The organism is Flavobacterium sp. ASW18X (assembly GCF_005144745.1).
In the GTDB taxonomy this organism is placed as follows: Bacteria; Bacteroidota; Bacteroidia; order Flavobacteriales; family Flavobacteriaceae; genus Croceivirga.
Map to the genome: position 1 here is coordinate 1 of NZ_SWKK01000024.1, position 17,539 is coordinate 17,539.

The 17,539-nt window shown below is 33.3% G+C and carries 17 protein-coding genes and 1 pseudogene; 17 read left to right on the top strand and 1 reads right to left on the bottom strand.

Annotated elements, in window-relative coordinates; genetic code table 11:
• From FBT53_RS14420 to FBT53_RS16400, 10 genes and pseudogenes are all read left to right on the top strand, one after another.
• The coding region (locus FBT53_RS14420) for a recombinase family protein (RefSeq protein WP_136951895.1) at positions 1-446 on the top strand (446 nt) is incomplete at its 5' end.
• 51 nt (positions 447-497) lie between these two features.
• Positions 498-2,309: a class I SAM-dependent DNA methyltransferase gene (locus tag FBT53_RS14425; protein ID WP_136951896.1), complete on the top strand. Its 1,812-nt coding sequence runs from the start codon at positions 498-500 to the stop codon at positions 2,307-2,309.
• The gene (locus FBT53_RS14430; RefSeq protein ID WP_136951897.1) at positions 2,310-3,650 is read left to right on the top strand and encodes a restriction endonuclease subunit S; all 1,341 of its coding nucleotides are present in this window, start codon (positions 2,310-2,312) and stop codon (positions 3,648-3,650) included.
• A gap of 5 nt (positions 3,651-3,655) precedes the next feature.
• The gene (locus tag FBT53_RS14435; RefSeq protein ID WP_136951898.1) at positions 3,656-5,317 is read left to right on the top strand and encodes an RNA-binding domain-containing protein; all 1,662 of its coding nucleotides are present in this window, start codon (positions 3,656-3,658) and stop codon (positions 5,315-5,317) included.
• Between the two features lie 49 nt (positions 5,318-5,366).
• Positions 5,367-8,375, top strand: coding sequence for a type I restriction endonuclease subunit R (locus tag FBT53_RS14440; RefSeq protein ID WP_136951899.1), 3,009 nt, complete (start codon positions 5,367-5,369; stop codon positions 8,373-8,375).
• 122 nt (positions 8,376-8,497) lie between these two features.
• The gene (locus FBT53_RS14445; protein ID WP_136951900.1) at positions 8,498-8,968 is read left to right on the top strand and encodes a hypothetical protein; all 471 of its coding nucleotides are present in this window, start codon (positions 8,498-8,500) and stop codon (positions 8,966-8,968) included.
• A 59-nt stretch (positions 8,969-9,027) separates the two neighbouring features.
• Positions 9,028-9,447: a TIR domain-containing protein gene (locus FBT53_RS14450; RefSeq protein WP_136951901.1), complete on the top strand. Its 420-nt coding sequence runs from the start codon at positions 9,028-9,030 to the stop codon at positions 9,445-9,447.
• A gap of 5 nt (positions 9,448-9,452) precedes the next feature.
• Positions 9,453-9,872 (top strand): TIR domain-containing protein, encoded by a 420-nt coding sequence (locus tag FBT53_RS14455; protein WP_136951902.1) that lies wholly within the window; start codon positions 9,453-9,455, stop codon positions 9,870-9,872.
• A gap of 4 nt (positions 9,873-9,876) precedes the next feature.
• Positions 9,877-10,473, top strand: a pseudogene (locus FBT53_RS16395) (caspase domain-containing protein); the annotation flags it as partial.
• Positions 10,474-10,697: 224 nt separating this feature from the next.
• Positions 10,698-10,775: a hypothetical protein gene (locus FBT53_RS16400; protein ID WP_363317941.1), complete on the top strand. Its 78-nt coding sequence runs from the start codon at positions 10,698-10,700 to the stop codon at positions 10,773-10,775.
• A 241-nt stretch (positions 10,776-11,016) separates the two neighbouring features.
• Here FBT53_RS16400 and FBT53_RS16140 read toward each other — a convergent pair whose 3' ends face one another.
• Positions 11,017-11,298 (bottom strand): PH domain-containing protein, encoded by a 282-nt coding sequence (locus tag FBT53_RS16140; RefSeq protein WP_169630372.1) that lies wholly within the window; start codon positions 11,296-11,298, stop codon positions 11,017-11,019.
• Positions 11,299-12,124: 826 nt separating this feature from the next.
• On the opposite strand from FBT53_RS16140, the gene FBT53_RS14470 reads away from it, so the two are divergent.
• The 7 genes from FBT53_RS14470 to FBT53_RS14500 all read left to right on the top strand — a co-directional run bounded on the left by FBT53_RS14470 (position 12,125) and on the right by FBT53_RS14500 (position 16,989).
• Positions 12,125-12,946 carry a hypothetical protein gene (locus FBT53_RS14470; RefSeq protein WP_136951905.1) on the top strand — a complete coding sequence of 274 codons (822 nt, stop codon included), beginning with the start codon at positions 12,125-12,127 and terminating at the stop codon, positions 12,944-12,946.
• Between the two features lie 70 nt (positions 12,947-13,016).
• Positions 13,017-13,391, top strand: a complete 375-nt coding sequence (locus tag FBT53_RS14475; protein ID WP_136951906.1) for a hypothetical protein — start codon at positions 13,017-13,019, stop codon at positions 13,389-13,391.
• A 3-nt stretch (positions 13,392-13,394) separates the two neighbouring features.
• Positions 13,395-13,712: a hypothetical protein gene (locus tag FBT53_RS14480; protein WP_169630373.1), complete on the top strand. Its 318-nt coding sequence runs from the start codon at positions 13,395-13,397 to the stop codon at positions 13,710-13,712.
• Positions 13,713-13,944: 232 nt separating this feature from the next.
• Entirely contained in the window at positions 13,945-14,280 is a 336-nt protein-coding gene (locus FBT53_RS14485) for a single-stranded DNA-binding protein (protein ID WP_136951908.1), read from the top strand.
• Positions 14,281-14,519: 239 nt separating this feature from the next.
• Complete coding sequence (locus tag FBT53_RS14490; RefSeq protein ID WP_136951909.1) at positions 14,520-15,278, top strand: ParA family protein; 759 nt, start codon at positions 14,520-14,522, stop codon at positions 15,276-15,278.
• A gap of 4 nt (positions 15,279-15,282) precedes the next feature.
• Positions 15,283-15,522, top strand: coding sequence for a hypothetical protein (locus FBT53_RS14495; protein ID WP_136951910.1), 240 nt, complete (start codon positions 15,283-15,285; stop codon positions 15,520-15,522).
• Positions 15,523-15,888: 366 nt separating this feature from the next.
• Positions 15,889-16,989: a hypothetical protein gene (locus tag FBT53_RS14500; RefSeq protein WP_136951911.1), complete on the top strand. Its 1,101-nt coding sequence runs from the start codon at positions 15,889-15,891 to the stop codon at positions 16,987-16,989.
• Positions 16,990-17,539 lie beyond the last annotated feature (550 nt).

The window sequence follows — 17,539 nt, forward strand, 5'->3', positions numbered from 1 at the left end:
CAAAGTTGGTAGAAGAGTTTGAACAAAAAGGCGTACATTTCAAGAGTATTCAGGAAAGTTTTATCGACACCACTTCCCCCCATGGTCGATTCATATTTAACATTTTTGCCTCCGTGGCCCAATTAGAAAGAGATATCATAATAGAAAGAACACGAGCGGGCTTGGAAAGCTCCAGGCGTAGGGGCGTTAGAATAGGCAGAAAACCTGGACTAAGCAAAAAGGCAGAACAAAAAGCTATTTTGGCGGAACGCTATTATAGAGATAACGAATTAAGCGTTGAAGAAATCATGAAACTTATTGATGTGGGCTCCAAGAAAACTCTTTATAAATATCTTGCCATTCGTGGACGTAGGACATGTAAAGAATGTGGTTCTTTGTTTTGGGATAAAGAACAAGAATTGGATAATTCCTATTGTAAAGAGCATTTTAAAATTAGGAAGAGTTAAATAAGGAAAACATGTCGCTTAAATGTGATTTTATAAAACTTAGAATTGAAAATGAACTTAGATACACAAAGCTTACAACCAATCATAAATTTCATCTGGACTGTTGCAGATGATGTTCTGATAAACAAATACCTTGAAAATCAATATCAAGACGTAATACTACCAATGACCGTTTTGAGAAGGTTGGATCTCGCTCTAGAAACCACAAAAGACAAAGTGCTGAAAACTCACAACAAGTTTAAATCCAAAATGGACAATTTGGATGGACTTTTAACAAGTGAAACTCACGGTTCTGGATTGGCGTTTTACAACACTTCGCCATACACAATGAAAAAGTTGTTGGATGACCCTAAAAACATTGACAGCAACTTTGAAGATTACCTAAACGGATTTTCTGAAAATGTACAAGACATCATTTCTAAATTTAAGTTTAGAAACCAATTAGAAACTTTGGAAAATGGCGGAATCACTTTTTCGCTCATTGAAAAATTCTGTAACCCAAAAGTAGAATTGCGACCTGAAAAAATATCACCTATGGCAATGGGTTATATGTTTGAAGACTTAATTCGCAGATTTAACGAAAAAACCAATGCAGCAGCAGGACGTCACTTTACACCAAGAGAAATCATTGAGTTAATGACCCATTTGGTGTATTTGCCTGTAAAAGACCAAATACAAAACGGAACGTTTTTAGTATACGACCCTTGTGCAGGTTCTGGTGCAATGTTGACGCAATCTAAAAAATATGCCACCAACCCTGATGGCGAAATAAAATCAAAAGCAACTTTTCATTTATACGGACAAGAGAATACCGGCGAAATGTACGCCACTTGTAAATCGGATATGTTGCTTAAAAATGAAGACCCAGATAAAATAAAATTTGGCTCAACATTAAGCGAATACGGTTTTGAACCCAACTTGAAATTCAACTTTATGTTGACCAATCCACCTTATGGTACAAGTTGGAAGCAAGACATAGAAAACCTAAATGTGGGTACAGGCAAAAAAGTAGAAATAAACGACAGACGTTTTAACCTACCTATTAAAAACTTTAAAGGCGAACTAGAAGAAAAATGCTTGACCTCTCGTAGCAATGACGGACAGTTAATGTTTATGTTACATATGCTCTCTAAAATGAAAGACCCAAAAGATGGTGGTAGCCGCATTGCTTCTGTTCATAATGGTTCTGCACTATTTACAGGAGATGCAGGAAGTGGCGAAAGTGGCATACGCCAATACATTTTAGAAAACGATTTACTAGAATGTATTATACAATTGCCAAACGATATGTTTTACAACACAGGTATTGCCACCTATATCTGGATTTTAAGCAATGTAAAAGAAGATAAACGAAAAGGAAAGGTACAATTGATAAATGCTTCTTCCAAAGATATTTTCACTAAGAAGATGAGAAAAGGTCTTGGAGATAAAAAAGTAGAATTGACTTCTACTCATATTGAAAAGATTCAAAAAATCTATTTTGATTTTGAAGAAAATGAATATTCTAAAATATTTGACAATGAGGATTTTGGCTTTTATCAAATAACTACACATCAACCAGAAAGAAACGAAAACGGAACTATTGTAACCGATAAAAAAGGAAATCCAAAATCGGATAAAGACCTAAAAGATTCAGAGAATGTACCAATGAAAGAGAATATAGACGACTATTTTGCGCGTGAAGTATTGCCTTTTGCAGAAAATGCTTGGTACGACAAAAAGAAAATGAAAGTAGGCTACGATATTGCTTTCAATAAATATTTTTATGAATATGAAAGTCTAAGAAGTCTTGAAGATATTTCTAATGAAATTGTTGCCTTAGAAGCTGAAACAGATGGTTTGTTAAAGGAAATTGTTGAGTAAATGAAGAAACTAAAGCAATATCCAGAATATTATGATTCAGAGGTCGAATGGCTTAGATATGTTCCGAGTCATTGGGAAGTTGTTAAGTCAAAACGAATTTTTGTTGAGACTTCAATTAAAGGTTTTCCAGATGAGGAGTTACTAGCCGCAACCCAAACTAAAGGTGTTATTCCTAAATCGTTATATGGCAATACAACAGTTACTGCTACAAAAAACTTTGAAACCTTAAAATTAGTTGAAAAGGGAGATTTTGTCATTAGCTTGAGGTCTTTTCAAGGAGGTATTGAATATGCTCATTATAGAGGAATTATTAGTCCTGCCTACACTATCTTAAAACCACAAGAAGAAGTTGTTCATAAATACTACAGATACCTTTTAAAATCTAAGAGGTACATTAGTGGACTTACCCTTTTAGTAACAGGAATTAGAGAAGGTCAAAATATTGATACTTCGAAGTTTAAAGATTCCTATTTACCACTTCCACCAAAACAAGAACAAACCATCATAGCCAACTTTCTCGACTACAAAACCGAGAAAATAAACCGTTTTATCAAAAAGAAAAAACAGCTTATCGAATTACTTAATGAGCAAAAAGCGGCCATTATCAACCAAGCAGTTACCAAAGGTATCAACCCAAATGCACCAATGAAAGATTCTGGTATAGAGTGGTTGGGCGAAATTCCTGAACATTGGCAAGTTTCTCGTTTTAAGAATATATGTAAAGTCAGACAAGGACTTCAAATTGCTCAATCAGACAGACTAGATTCAAAAGAGGATAATTGTTATGAATACATCACTATCAAATCAATTAATAATCCAACAAATCCTAAAGAATATATTCAAAATCCAAGCAAAAATGTTATTTGCGCTAAAGATGATATTCTAGTAAGTAGAACAGGTTCAACAGGAGAAATTGTAACTAATGTTGAAGGTGTATTTCATAATAACTTCTTCCTGGTAAATTATTATAGAAATAAGGTAAAAAAAGAATTTCTCTTTTATTATTTGACATCATCTTTAATTAAGGAGCACTTATTACTTGTAGCAGGTACTACAACAGTTTCTGACTTAAATCACGGTGAATTTTACAAAACCCCATTTTTCGAATTTCCGTTAGAAGAACAAAAACAAATCGTCAATTATATTGAAACCGAAACTCAAAAAATAACCAAAACCATTTCAACCATTGAAAAAGAAATCACTTTAGTAGAAGAATACAAAACGGCATTAATAGCAGAAGCAGTTACAGGGAAAATAGATGTAATAGATTTTAAACTACCAACCCAAGAAACACCTTTGGCAATGGTAGCAGAAGAAGCTGCTAATTACAACAAGCGTTAACAAAAATGAGTACCGTACAAAACATACAACACAAATTACAAGAGCTTATAAACCAAGGCTATGAAAATGAGATAGTAGAGTTTAAAGAAGCTAAACGTAACTATGATTTTAGTAAACTGGGCAAATATTTTTCGGCATTAAGTAATGAAGCCAACTTAAACAACAAAAGAGTTGCTTGGTTAGTATTTGGTATGAAGGATAGCGATAAATCTTATGTAAATACTCAGTTTAGAACAAATCCAACAGACCTTTTAAGCCTTAAAGCAGAGATTGCTAACCATACCACAAACCGCATAACATTTATAGAGATACACGAAATCAATGATACCAAAGGGCGTGTGTTATTATTTGAAATTCCTGCCGCACCACAGGGTATCCCCGTAGCTTTTAAAGGGCATTACTACGGTAGAGATGGTGAAGAATTACAACCGCTTAACATAGAGGAGTTAGAACGTATACGTAAACAAGCCATAAATATAGATTGGAGTATCGGCATAGTTGAAAAAGCCACCCTTGCAGATTTATCTGAAGAAGCCATTGCAAAAGCAAGACAATCTTTTAAAACTAAAAACCCAAACCTTATAGATGATATTGATTCTTGGAACGATAAGACATTCTTGAACAAGGCAAAAGTTACTATACAAGGAAAAATTACAAGAGCGGCAATTTTGTTATTGGGAAAACCAGAATCGGAGCATTTTTTAAATCCAGCTACAAGTAAAATAACTTGGATTTTAAAGGACAGAGATAATATAGAGAAGGATTATGAGCACTTTAGATGTCCACTAATTTTAAGTGCAGAAAAAGTGTATGCTAAGATTAGGAACCTTAAGTATCGCTATATTCCAGATGGCACTCTTTTTCCCGAAGAAGTGGACCAGTTTGATCCTTATATTATTCGAGAAGCCTTAAATAACTGTATTGCCCATCAAGATTACACATTGGGCGGGAGAATTACAGTTGTTGAAAACGAAGATGGTGTCCTCATTTTTAGTAATGTAGGAAAATTTATTCCCAAAAATGTTGAGGAAGTTGTTATTAGTGATGCACCAGAACCTAAGTACAGAAATCGGTTTTTAGCAGATGCTATGGTAAATTTAAATATGATTGATACCATAGGAAGTGGCATAAAAAAGATGTTTATCATCCAAAAACGAAAATACTTTCCACTACCAGAATATGATATTTTAGATAATAAAGTAAAAGTTACTATTACAGGTAAAGTAATTGACATTAATTATGCCCGAAAATTAGCTACGGTGAGTGACTTAAGCTTGTCAGATATTATTTCTCTCGATAAAGTGGCAAAAGGGAAGCCTTTAGGTAAGATAGAAATAAAAGAGTTAAAAAAGAAAGGCTTGATTGAAGGTAGAAAGCCAAATTTTCATATTGCTGCTTCTGTAGCTGTAGTTACTGGAGAAAAAGGAAGATATATCAAGCAAAGGGGTATTGATGATGATTATTGCCAAAAAATTATAATTGATTATTTAGAAAAATTTGGCGAAGGAAAACGTTCGGATTTTGAAGGCATACTTTTAGACAAACTGCCGGATGTTTTAGACGAAACTCAGAAGCAAAATAAAGTAAAGAATAATCTACAAAAGCTTAGGAAGGAAGGAGTAATTGAGCCAGATGGAAAAATTTGGAAAATGTCTAAGGCGAAATAGTTTAGACATTTTTTAGACATTTTTTAGACAAAACTTAGACATTCTAAAAATGAGTAAAATCACCAATACAAAAGAAAACGGCTTTGAAAAGCATATTGTTGATTATTTAGTTGACAACAATAACTATGTAGAAAGAGAAAACACCAACTACGATAATATTAATTGTATTGATGAAGCGTTGTTATTTCAGTTTTTAGAAGCTACGCAACCCAAAGCAGTTGAAAAATTAAAACGCTACCATAAAGACCTTTACCAACAAAAAATAGTAAAACGCTTAAACGACCAAATAAAACAAAAAGGCGTTATTGAAGTATTACGCAAAGGCATTGTAGATGGCTTTACAGATACTAAGCTACGCTTGTTTTATGATAAGCCAGTTTCTGCATACAACCAAAAAGCAAACGCACTTTACCAAGCCAATATTTTTTCGGCTATGCGACAAGTGTATTTTTCGCCTCAAAATAAAAAGTCACTTGACATTGTTACGTTTATCAATGGTTTGCCAATCATCAGTTTTGAGTTAAAAAATGAACTTACCAAACAAACGGTTGAACACGCCATTAAACAATATAAAACAGACAGAGACCCAAATGAGGAAATTTTCCGTTTTGGTCGTTTGGTAGTCAACTTTGCAGTAGATACCGAAGAAGTTTGGATGTGTACAGAATTAAAAGGTCAAAAATCGTTCTTTTTACCATTCAATAAAGGCTATAAAAACGGAGCAGGCAATCCGCCAAAAGATGGTATTCGCACAGACTATTTATGGAAAGAGGTATTAACCAAAGATAGTTTAACTAACATCATTCAGAACTTTTCGCAAATCATTACCGAAGAAAAAGAGTATGTAGATTCCAAAGGCAAAAAGCGAATTAAAAAAGTTAAGAAACTCATTTTTCCAAGGTTTCATCAATTAACCGCAGTTCGTCAAATTTTAAAAGATGCTCAAGAAAACGGAACTGGTCAAAAATACTTAATTCAACATTCGGCAGGTTCTGGTAAAAGTAATTCTATTTCTTGGTTGGCGCATCAATTAGTAGGCTTACACAACAAAGCTGGAGACCAGACCATTTTTGATACGGTTATTGTAATTACAGACCGTAGAGTTTTAGATAAACAAATACGAGAAAACATAAAACAATACCAACAAGTAAAAGGTGTTGTAGAAGCCATAACAGAAGGAAGTAAACAGCTAAAAACGGCTTTAGAAGAAGGTAAAAAAATCATTATTACTACTATTCAAAAGTTCCCTCATATTGTAGAAGATATTGCAGATTTACCAGGAAATAATTTTGGAATCATCATAGACGAAGCTCATAGTAGTTTGAGTGGTCAAATGGCTAGAAAACTAAATGAAACGTTAGCCAAAGTTTCAGACGAACAAGAACTACAAGAAGATTTGCAAGACTATGATGAAAATGAAAGTAGCAAAGTAACAGGCGAAGATTTAATTAGAACAATGATTAAATCTAGAAAACTGTTAGACAATGCAAGTTATTTCGCCTTTACTGCAACACCAAAAAATAAGACTTTAGAATTATTTGGCGTTCCTTATCAAGAAGATGGTAAAACCAAATTTAGAGCCTTTCATTTATACTCAATGAAACAAGCTATTGAAGAAGGTTTTATAAAAGATGTATTGCAAAACTATACAACGTATCAAAGTTATTATGCCTTATTAAAACGTATAGAAGAAGACCCAGAGTATGACAAAAAGAAAGCTCAAAAGAAACTAAAAGCTTACGTAGAAAGTCACGAACACGCCATAAAAAAGAAAGCCATTCTAATGATTAATCATTTTATGGATGCTGTTATTGGTCAGAAAAAAATGGGTGGTAAAGCCAAAGCAATGATGGTTACAAGTAGTCGTGCCAATGCTGTAAAATATAAAAAGGCTTTTGACCAATATTTAAAAGACATCAATAGTCCGTATAAAGCAGTTGTAGGTTTTTCTGGAGAAATTGATGGAGAAACAGAAAGTTCATTAAATGGTTTTCCAAGTGCAAACATTCCAGATGAATTTGAAAAAGACGACTATCGTTTTTTATTAGTAGCAAATAAATTCCAAACAGGTTTTGACCAGCCTTTGTTACACACAATGTTTGTAGATAAAAAATTAGGTGGTGTAAATGCGGTTCAAACATTATCTCGTTTAAACAGAAGTCATCCTTTAAAACAAGATACTTTTGTTTTAGATTTTGCCAATACAGCAGAAGAAATTGAAAATGCTTTTAAACCTTATTTTGAAAGCACAATTTTGGGTGAAGAAACAGACCCAAATAAATTGTTTGATTTACAAGATGCTTTAGACAATTATCAAGTGTATTCACGTGAGCAAGTAGAAGAATTTTCAAATAAAATACTTGCTAATGTTCCTGTTGACCAGTTACACGCCTTATTAGATGAATCAAGCGATATTTTCAGAAACGATTTAGAAGAAGAGCATCAAGCAGATTTTAGAGCAAAAGTAAAAACCTATGTTCGTTTGTATATTTTTCTTTCTCAAATTGTGGAATTTGAAAATGCGTATTTGGAAAGACTTTATATTTTCTTAAATCACTTACAAAATAAATTAGGCGGAGATACTTCTGTAGATTTAGCTCAAGGAATTTTGGATAATATTGATATGGATAGTTATCGATTGCAATTGGAATCCACTACCAATGTTGTTTTAGAACAAGGTGAAGATTTAAAGCCTATTCCGACTGAAATGCGTGGTGGCGTAAATGAACCTGAAATTGACCGACTTTCAAGCATTATTCAAACTTTTAATGACAGATATGGAACTGAATTTGAAGATACAGACAAAGTGAGAAAAATGGCTGTGGATATTGCAGAAGGAGTTATGAATAATGAGGAAATGAAAAACTCAATGGCATATTCAGATGAACAGAACGCAAAAATTACGAATGACAAAGTTGTAGCTGACGAAATGCTTAAACATATAAACTCGAATTTCAATTTTTACAAACATTATTCTGACAACAAAGAATTTAAAGAAGATGTGAATAATATGATTTTCGGACTAGTAAAAGAAATGTTGAGAGAAGGACTTCGGTAAGTTTGATATAATTAAATTGAAGACATATGGGATTTATAGCCTGTTTTAAGATTTAGTAGTTTTATACAAAAAAGATATACATTATTACGTATATCCACGAATGATAAGTTTACATCCGTAAAATGACGGATATTCAATTGTTGGTAGTAATTAAAATGACGTGGTTTAAAAACATATTCAAGAAAATGACCTCCAGTAACTACGAAGAAACTTTAGATTTTATCTGGTGTTTGATAGGTAACGCTGTTGAGGAAAGAGAGTATGGCGAAGAAAAAGAATTAAAAAGTGGAACCAAACACTTTAGACCTGGAGCAAAATTATATTGTTTTCCTCCTCTTTGGGGGGATGGTTATGAAAAAATCAAAGTCATTGGACTTCCCAGAAAAAGTAAAAAGAAGATAACTGTAGTAATGAAATCTAACCTGGTTACTAATTGGAGGAAACAAAAGGTATATGATCAGTATATTATTGATACTATGATTGAGAATGGTGGATGGGATTACAGTGCAGATTCCCACAAACGACTGGATATTTTAGTTGATTCATTAAAAAAAAAAATAGAACTACTACCAACACTATGTAAAATGCATTAAAACGCATCTTACATTAAACGTTGTGGTGCATTTAGAGAAACATCCTGCTGAATAAGAATATGGGTTTATTAGATTTTATTTTCGGAGCAGAAAAAGAAAGACGGAAAAGAATTTTTATAAGTTTTGCAATTGAAGATATTGAATATAGAGATTATCTGGTTAGACAAGCGAGAAAAAACAATTCCCCATTTGACTTTATTGATATGTCTGCAAAAAAGGCTTGGAAACAAAGCGAATGGAAACAGAAGTGTAGAACTAAGATAAAAGGTTGCGATGGAGTAATTGCTTTAATAAGTAAAAGAACCTATTTAGCAAGTGGTGCAAGATGGGAAATAAAATGTGCTTTAGAGGAGAAAATACCAACTATTGGTATGCAAATAAAATGGAACGATAAAGGTGCTAAACCTAAAGAATTAAAAAACAGAAAAGTAATCCGATGGACTTGGGATAATATCTCTAATTTCATTGACAAAATTTAAAATATATGTCAAAAACTCACAATTTATTTATTAGCCATTCTTGGCAGTATTCAGATGCTTATGCCAAATTATGCGGACTTTTAGATAATCGAGCTTACTTCGATTACAAGAACTTTTCTGTACCTAAAGACGACCCAATACATACAAATGGAACAGATAAACAATTATTAGAAGCCATAACTAATAAAATGAGACTTAGTCACGTAATTTTGATTATGGCTGGAAAATATTCCACTTATAGTAAATGGATTAATAAAGAAATAGTTGTTGCTAATGAAGGATTTATAAACCCAAAACCGATTATTGGAATTAAACCTTGGGGAAGTACTGTGGTATCAAGTGTGGTAAAAAACAATGCAGTAGAAATGGTTAATTGGAATACAGAATCCATTGTAGATGCTATAAGAAGACATTCAAACGCATAAAATTATGAGAAAAGCACTAATTGTAGGTATAGATTATTATTCAAACGTCTCAGAACTTTATGGATGTGTAACTGATGCTTATTCCATAAAAACTGTGTTAGATAGACATAGTGATGGGACTATAAATTTTGGAACCAAACTTGAAGTAGCGACAAATGAGAAATCTGCAATTACTAGAAAAGAGCTTAAAGAATTATGTATTGAGTTATTTAATGATGATTCAGACGTAGCATTATTTTATTTTTCTGGACATGGTTATGTAGAAAATACTGGAGGATATTTAATTACAAGTGAGTGTTCAGACGGAGATGATGGTTTTCCAATGACTGAACTTTTACAAATAGCGAATGATTCAAAAGCAAGAAATAAAGTCATTATTCTTGATTGCTGTCATTCAGGTTTTGTAGGTAAATCAACTGGAGCGGACACGAACGCATCTTTGAGTGAAGGAATGACAATTCTAACTGCATCAAGTGAAAGTCAATACGCTATTGAAGAAAATGGTTCGGGTGTATTTACAAGTCTTTTAGTTGACGCTTTAAGTGGTGGAGCATCAAATTTAGTTGGAGAAATTACACCTGGTAGTGTATATGCACATATTGACCAATCATTAGGTCCTTGGGAACAACGACCTATTTTCAAAACTAATGTTAGAAGTTTTACAAGTCTTAGAAAAGTTCAACCACCAATTTCATTATCTGACTTAAAACAAATCACAGAATTATTCCCAAACAAAGAAGATATTTTCAAGCTTGACCCAACTTTTGAACCTGAATTTGAAGGACATATTGAAGAAAATACAGAGAAATTTGCAATACTTCAGAAATACAATCGAATAAACTTAGTTATTCCTGTGGACGAAGAGCATATGTATTTTGCTGCAATGAATTCGAAAGGTTGTAAAATGACAATATTAGGGGAACACTATTGGAACTTAATAAAGAAAGACAGGTTATAAAAACGCACCACAACAATGGCTCCTATGAAAAGCCATAGTCCAGTGTCTTAAAGATAGTTAATATGTAATTTTATCTTAAACCACTTTTTTCTTTTTAGTATATTAGAAAGTTTAAAAAAAGGATTTTCTGCCAATTCTCACTTATTACGGACACAACCTCACTAATGAAAATCCCATATTAATGCATTAGCTATCAATTTCATGAACCCGATTTCTATGGCGTTGATCCAAGATGTTTTGTCTTAGGATACCTATGAAATCATTTTTTCTTACGCCTTTAAGTGTGGTGTATCTGGAGAACTTTTGAGAGGTAATCAATTCAACATTCATTACTCCAATAAGACGTAAAAAGAATGGTCTGGATTCTCTAATATCTTTTATTCTGAATAATTCGATTGTTTTCCTTTCTCTGGAAAATACGCCTTTAGTAATGGTTATATAATCTTCGTTGAAATCAAACCTTACCATATAAACTTTAAGAATAAAATATAGGTTAAAAAGGCAAACAAATGCAAAGGGAAATAGTATCGGTATTTTGGCTACAGATGCTATCCTAAATAAAAAGCCCATTAAAAAGAAGGACCCTATATAGATGGGTATACATTTTATAAATGCATAAAGAAAGCTTGGTCGTGCTGAAAAAGACATTGGTGATATTCTTACGATTGTTGGTAGACAATTTAATAATTTATTTCATCCTAAATAATAGTTTTAATGAGATACTATGGAGTAAGTAAAAAAGGTATTTCTATCTAAGAATTATTATTTTTATTCGAAACAGAGAGTTTTCTTATGGCCAATATTTATAATAACGATAAAGACTTTTTAATCATTAAAATGTCTCGGGAAGAGTTCCTATCCATAGGAGGGCTTTCACGATGTGATGGATGTAATACTCCAATGGACGGAGGTTACTATATAGCCGTGCTCAACTATGCCTATTGTGAAAAGGATTTCCATTCATGGTATCAAAGGGCAGAGAGGTTTCCAGAGGATGCTTCTTTTGAAAGAAGAAATTTCAACCGTATGTGCCAAATAATGAACATACACTCCTTAAATTGATTCCCACCCTTTGTTCAATAGGTAGTTACGCCCCATTATAGCATTTTATACACTTCCATTCTCCCGATGGAAGGAAAATCCTATAACGGATCCAGGCGTAAAAGTCTGCTGGTAAGATTTGGGATAGAAAGGAACGTTGCACTAAGCCTTATTAATATTGTGAATTGCTTTCAGTAGTTGTTTTTTATTCGTATATTGAAGTGTTCAAATAAGTTATTTTATACATACAATTATGGAAGAATTAATTAAGCAAAATCAAAATGTTAACGGTGGTGGTTTGGCCATATCTATCACTGGGAGATTTGAAAGTAATCGAAATGCTCTAGCTAGATATGATGTAGATAAACGTACTGCAGGTGAAGTCGCTAAATCTTTAAGAAAAGCAGGTTACTCCATTTACGCAAAAGAAGTTAAACAAGTCTGTGAAGAATGGCACCATGCAGGAGCTTTGCCGAAAGAATTTGGGAGAAGAATGGCAAAAACCTACTACACCCGAAAAACAGATAACACAGTTTTATCAGAACTTAAAGCATTACAAGAAAAATGCGAGAAAGAACATATTGAGAGAGAATTGAGTCCAACGGTATTCACACTCTCCTGGTCATGGTCAAAAGACGGAAAGAGATGGGCTAAAGAAGCTATTTTTGAAACCCAAAAAAAAGTAGATGTAAGTGATAAAACTAGCATCATTTCTCAAGAACAATATAATGAGTTTAAGCACAATCAAGGCATGTTATTTTACGGTTGGGAGGAACCATCTTTAGATAAAATGAAATCCTTATCATGTTTAAAAAAAGAAAGAGAAGAACAAAAACGTTTGAATCGTAACGCTAAAAGAAGATTGACTTATGCAGCTAAAAAACAACAATTAAAACAAGAAGAACAAAGGAATAAAATTAATGTACTGGTAAATGAGGGTGTTGATAATGAAGATAACTTATTGCTGCAATTCTTCACTAATGAATTACATCCTGCGCCCAAGCAGATATTTGATATAAAAGAGAGATTAGGGATATCTTGGAATCAATTACGTAAACAATATAAAAAAGAATAACTTACAAAGAGAGGCTGTCAATAGCATTGGCAGCCTCATTTGTTCAAATAAGTCGTATTATCATACAACTATGGTGCAAAATAAAAAAAATAGTGGAAAGCTTGGTTCCATACCAAATACAAGTATAGAATATAAGGAACCAATTTCTTTAGATGATTTAATGTATGTTTTTAGCGGAAAGAATACTATAGAAGCGCTCTACGGTAAGCTAAGATTAGTTTACGATAGAAGCCTACATCAAAAGAACGATTTAAGCTATACGGAATGGTCAAAAAAAGTGAAGTTATCTACTAGACTTATGCCAGCAATGAAAAAGTTTGGTTATTGTAATGAAGATTCTGAATGGCAATTACCAAATCCACCCAGAAAGGGGGATGCAATAATATTGCAACTAGCAATACGTAAAAGCGAAAGATTAGCTAAAGAGAAATCAAAAGATAAATAAAGGATGACCATGGAAGAATTTGACCTACCCGAATTTATTTTCGGGGAGTTTCCGATAAAGGACGGAGGATTCAACGACGAGCGACAATTTATATTCCACAAAGGAGTTTCCCTTATCGAAATAATAGCGTTCGATGAATTTATACACGTAATCGATAGCTCTAAAATATCCAAACAATATTCGTATTTTGGAGAAGATTTTTCATTAACATACCATACCAATAATACAGAACATCTTGGATTGAACCCTATGGAGGTTTTGGACAAGGCTTGGGAGTTCTATAGAGATTACCTTATATGGGAAGATACAAATGAACATTAAAGTATTTGTATTGTTAACATTTTACTACGAGTAAGATTCGAATAGCTACCTATCCCCCATCCATGTAGCCATCGGTTTATAAGCACACATCCATGGATGACCTATCTGTTAAACTACTATACGAATACCTTTTTAATATTTTTTACATTTTTAGTATTTTTTACATTTTTTACCTTGTTTTATTGTCTTTTTATTACTATATTGTATTAGTAATCAATTAATTATATTTATTATGTCAAGTATTAAAAACAAGGTACAATTAATAGGTAACCTAGGTGGTGACCCTGAAATTGTTAACATGGAGGGCGGTTCTAAACTGGCCAAGTTTACCATTGCTACCAATGAGAAATGGAAAGACGCCAACGGTGAAAAACAAGAGGAAACACAGTGGCACAATATTGTGGCCTGGGGAAAGACTGCAGAGATAGTAGAGAATTATCTAGTCAAAGGAAAGGAAGTTGCTATCGAAGGTAAACTTACACACCGAAGTTATGAGAATGATAAGGGTGAAAAAAGGTATGTAACCGAGGTGCGAGCCAATGAGATATTAATGTTAGGCAAAGCCTAAGAAGTATTAAAGAAGCTCTTCTTTTAAGTAAATACCTTTCTAATGGCTTCTAGACGGGTAGGGACGCCCCCGGTCCAACTCAATTAATCATACTTTTATTAGGACCCGTTTTTTTGTATTGAAACAATAAACATGTATATTCGTTACACATTTTTTACAAGGTATAAAATGTGTGTAATGTTTAAAATATTTATAAGGTAGACAACTTATTAGTTAATAGGATTATTTAATTATATATCATGCCAATTATATCCCTGATGAACCAAAAAGGTGGGGTGGGAAAAACCACAACTACCATTAACTTGGCAGCCCAGTCGGCAATCAAAAACAGAACGTTGATGGTAGATGTCGATAACCAAGCCAATCTTACCAAACAGTTTTTGTCCGAAGAACCGGAAAAGACTGTTGAAGAATTGTTCCATGGTAGATATCTTGAACCTATAGAAATTAAAAAGAACCTTTTTTTATTACCCTCCAGTTTGGAGCTCACAGGAATAGAGAATAAAATTGCCGATAAGATATCAAGGGAATTTTTTCTCAAAAAAGCACTCAAAAAGTATCAAGAAGAATTTGACAATATCTTTATAGACTGTCCGCCAAACGTCAATTTGGTGACCATAAACGCATTAACGGCAAGTGACCACATTATATGTCCTATTATAGCTGATGCCTTTAGTGTGGAAGGTATAGAGGGAATGATAAGCGTTTGTAGTTTATTAAAAGAACAGGTCAATCCAGACTTGAACATATTAGGTATCGTTGTCACCCAATACGATGAACGTCTTAGTATATCTAAACATATTTTAAAGGACTTGGAAGACAGGGGATGGGCCGATGATATCTTCAAGACCAAGGTCCGTGTCAACACGGCCATAAGACAAGGACAATATTATCGTAAGGATATATTCCAATATGACCGTAAATCTCACGGGGCAATGGACTATGCCAAACTTGGACAAGAAGTAATGAAAAGAATTAATAACTATCAAAAATTATAATATCATGGGATTGAACGATATGCTTACAGATAGCAAACGACCATCTAGCAAACCTAATAAGACCAAGAAACAAAAAGTTGAAAAGTCTTATAAGAGCTATCTTGTTTCTGATGAAACCTCTGGCCTTATCAAAAAAGTGACCTACACCTTGAAGATACAAGGGAAGAAAAAAACCACTAGCGACGATATCCTGAACGAGGCCATTACATTGATGGCAAAAAAGTATAAAATAGATGTTGATTAATAAAATGGAAATATTCCTATATTTAGGATTTATTCCATTTTATGAAAGATAGAGAAATCGTGTTCGAGAACAGAGATTGGAAAAAAATAAAGGAACTCTTATTGGAGATAGGCAACTACAGGTATGAATCGGCACTGGAGAACATGAAGCTTTCACATCACAGGCCATTGACCATGAAGTATTTTTTTCTACAAGCAACCGAGCACTGCACCTTTTTATGTATACTTTATCCCTCTGGTTATTCTGCACGACTTATGAAAGTTGATGAATATCGTAACTTACCGAAAGATGGTTGGACCAGAAGGGAAATTAAGTATGGGGTTTAAACGTATTTAAAAGGTTTTCAAAGCCAAAATTTAGAACTGTATGAAAATGGAAAAAAACACTCAAAAAATAACCCGGCATTACACCAGCCGAAAAAAATCGGATATAGTCAATTTTCCGGTTCCATTTAGAAGAAGTGCCTTAAGTGGTGCTGATAAAGGCTTGGCGCAACTTCCGGTTTCTTCCTTTCGTATACTGTTTAAAATTTTAAACGATATAAGCTATGACCAGTTCCATCCAAAAAAGCAAAAACAGCAGCTAAATCTCTTCGAAGAAGATATGCTAACTGAGAATAATACTTTTGCTAGTTTTTCCTTTCCTGCCAAAGAGGTCGACGAACATTTGGATTATAGGGCTATTGAAAAGGGCCTAGAGTCTCTTGAAAATCTAAGCAAAGGATGGCATGAGTCCATTACCTCCAAAGGTAAAAAGGTAAAATCCCTGGGCGGGGTAATAAGTAGTCCCCAACTCTCAGAGGGAAAAGTATCCTTTTTAATGTCTGCTTACTGGATACGCCAACTTATGCAGCTACCACATTATAACAAAGCACTTTTAAGAACCCCATGGGAACTAAGTAAGGGGAAGCACGTATTATTTTATTTATGGCTCTTAGAGTTACCTGATGAAGGTACTAGGGTTAATTTTCATAATTTTCAGACCTATTATGACTATAATTATAAGGATGCACAAAGTTTAGCCAAGTTTGCTTTAAAACCCTTAAAAGCTTTGCTTGACAAGGTTTCAAATCGCTCATTCAATTACAAAACTTCAGGAGACCTTATATTTTTTACTCCATATTATACAAAAGACGTACAAATAGAATTAAAAGATAAAACTGTAACTAACCAACAGATTACTCAAAAGTTACACTATTGGAAGGTCAGACATAAATTAGAAAAAACTCATATCGACACTTTTCGCTCTTTTATAAGTAAGGATAAAGGAAGCTATCAATTGTTTGTAAAAGCCTACGATTTTTTCATAAAATCGTGCAAGAAGGAAAAGATTAAAGCCACAACTTATACAGGAAATGATTTTTTAGCCTTGTTTCAAAACAATATCGAAGAATATTATAACTCAACGGAATTAGGCAAAGTAATTCCAAATGGATTCCCCAAAGTATATACTGATGAAAAAGTATAATCTAAACTTTGGGATTACACCACCATTTTATTCGGGATTACACTACCATTTATTCGGGATTACACCTCTATTTACTCGGGATTACACTACCCTTTGTTCGGGATTACACTACCTTTTACAAAATTGGAAACCCATAAAACAGCTTAAAAGCTTCAATAATTCGGGATTACACCACCTAATGTTTTTCGGGATTACACCACCCTTTGATTTATATAAAAGCATGAAATACAGTAAATTAATGTTTTTGCTTAAGGATTATAAGGTGATTATAAAGGCTAAAAGACCGTTTTTTTTCGGGATTACACTACCATTTCGGGATTACACTACCCCGATATTCGGGATTACACCACCCTAATACTCGGTATTACACTACCATTATGTTCGGTATTACACTACCCCTTAAAAAACAAAATTAGTGCGTTAAATAACTAAATTACAATGAATTAAAATAAGTTTTATGAGGCCGTTAAAACTATATTTAGAACTATTTTAAAACTCTTTTATATAGATCTTACATTAATTAGGTCTTTTAAAAGTCATGATTTTTACA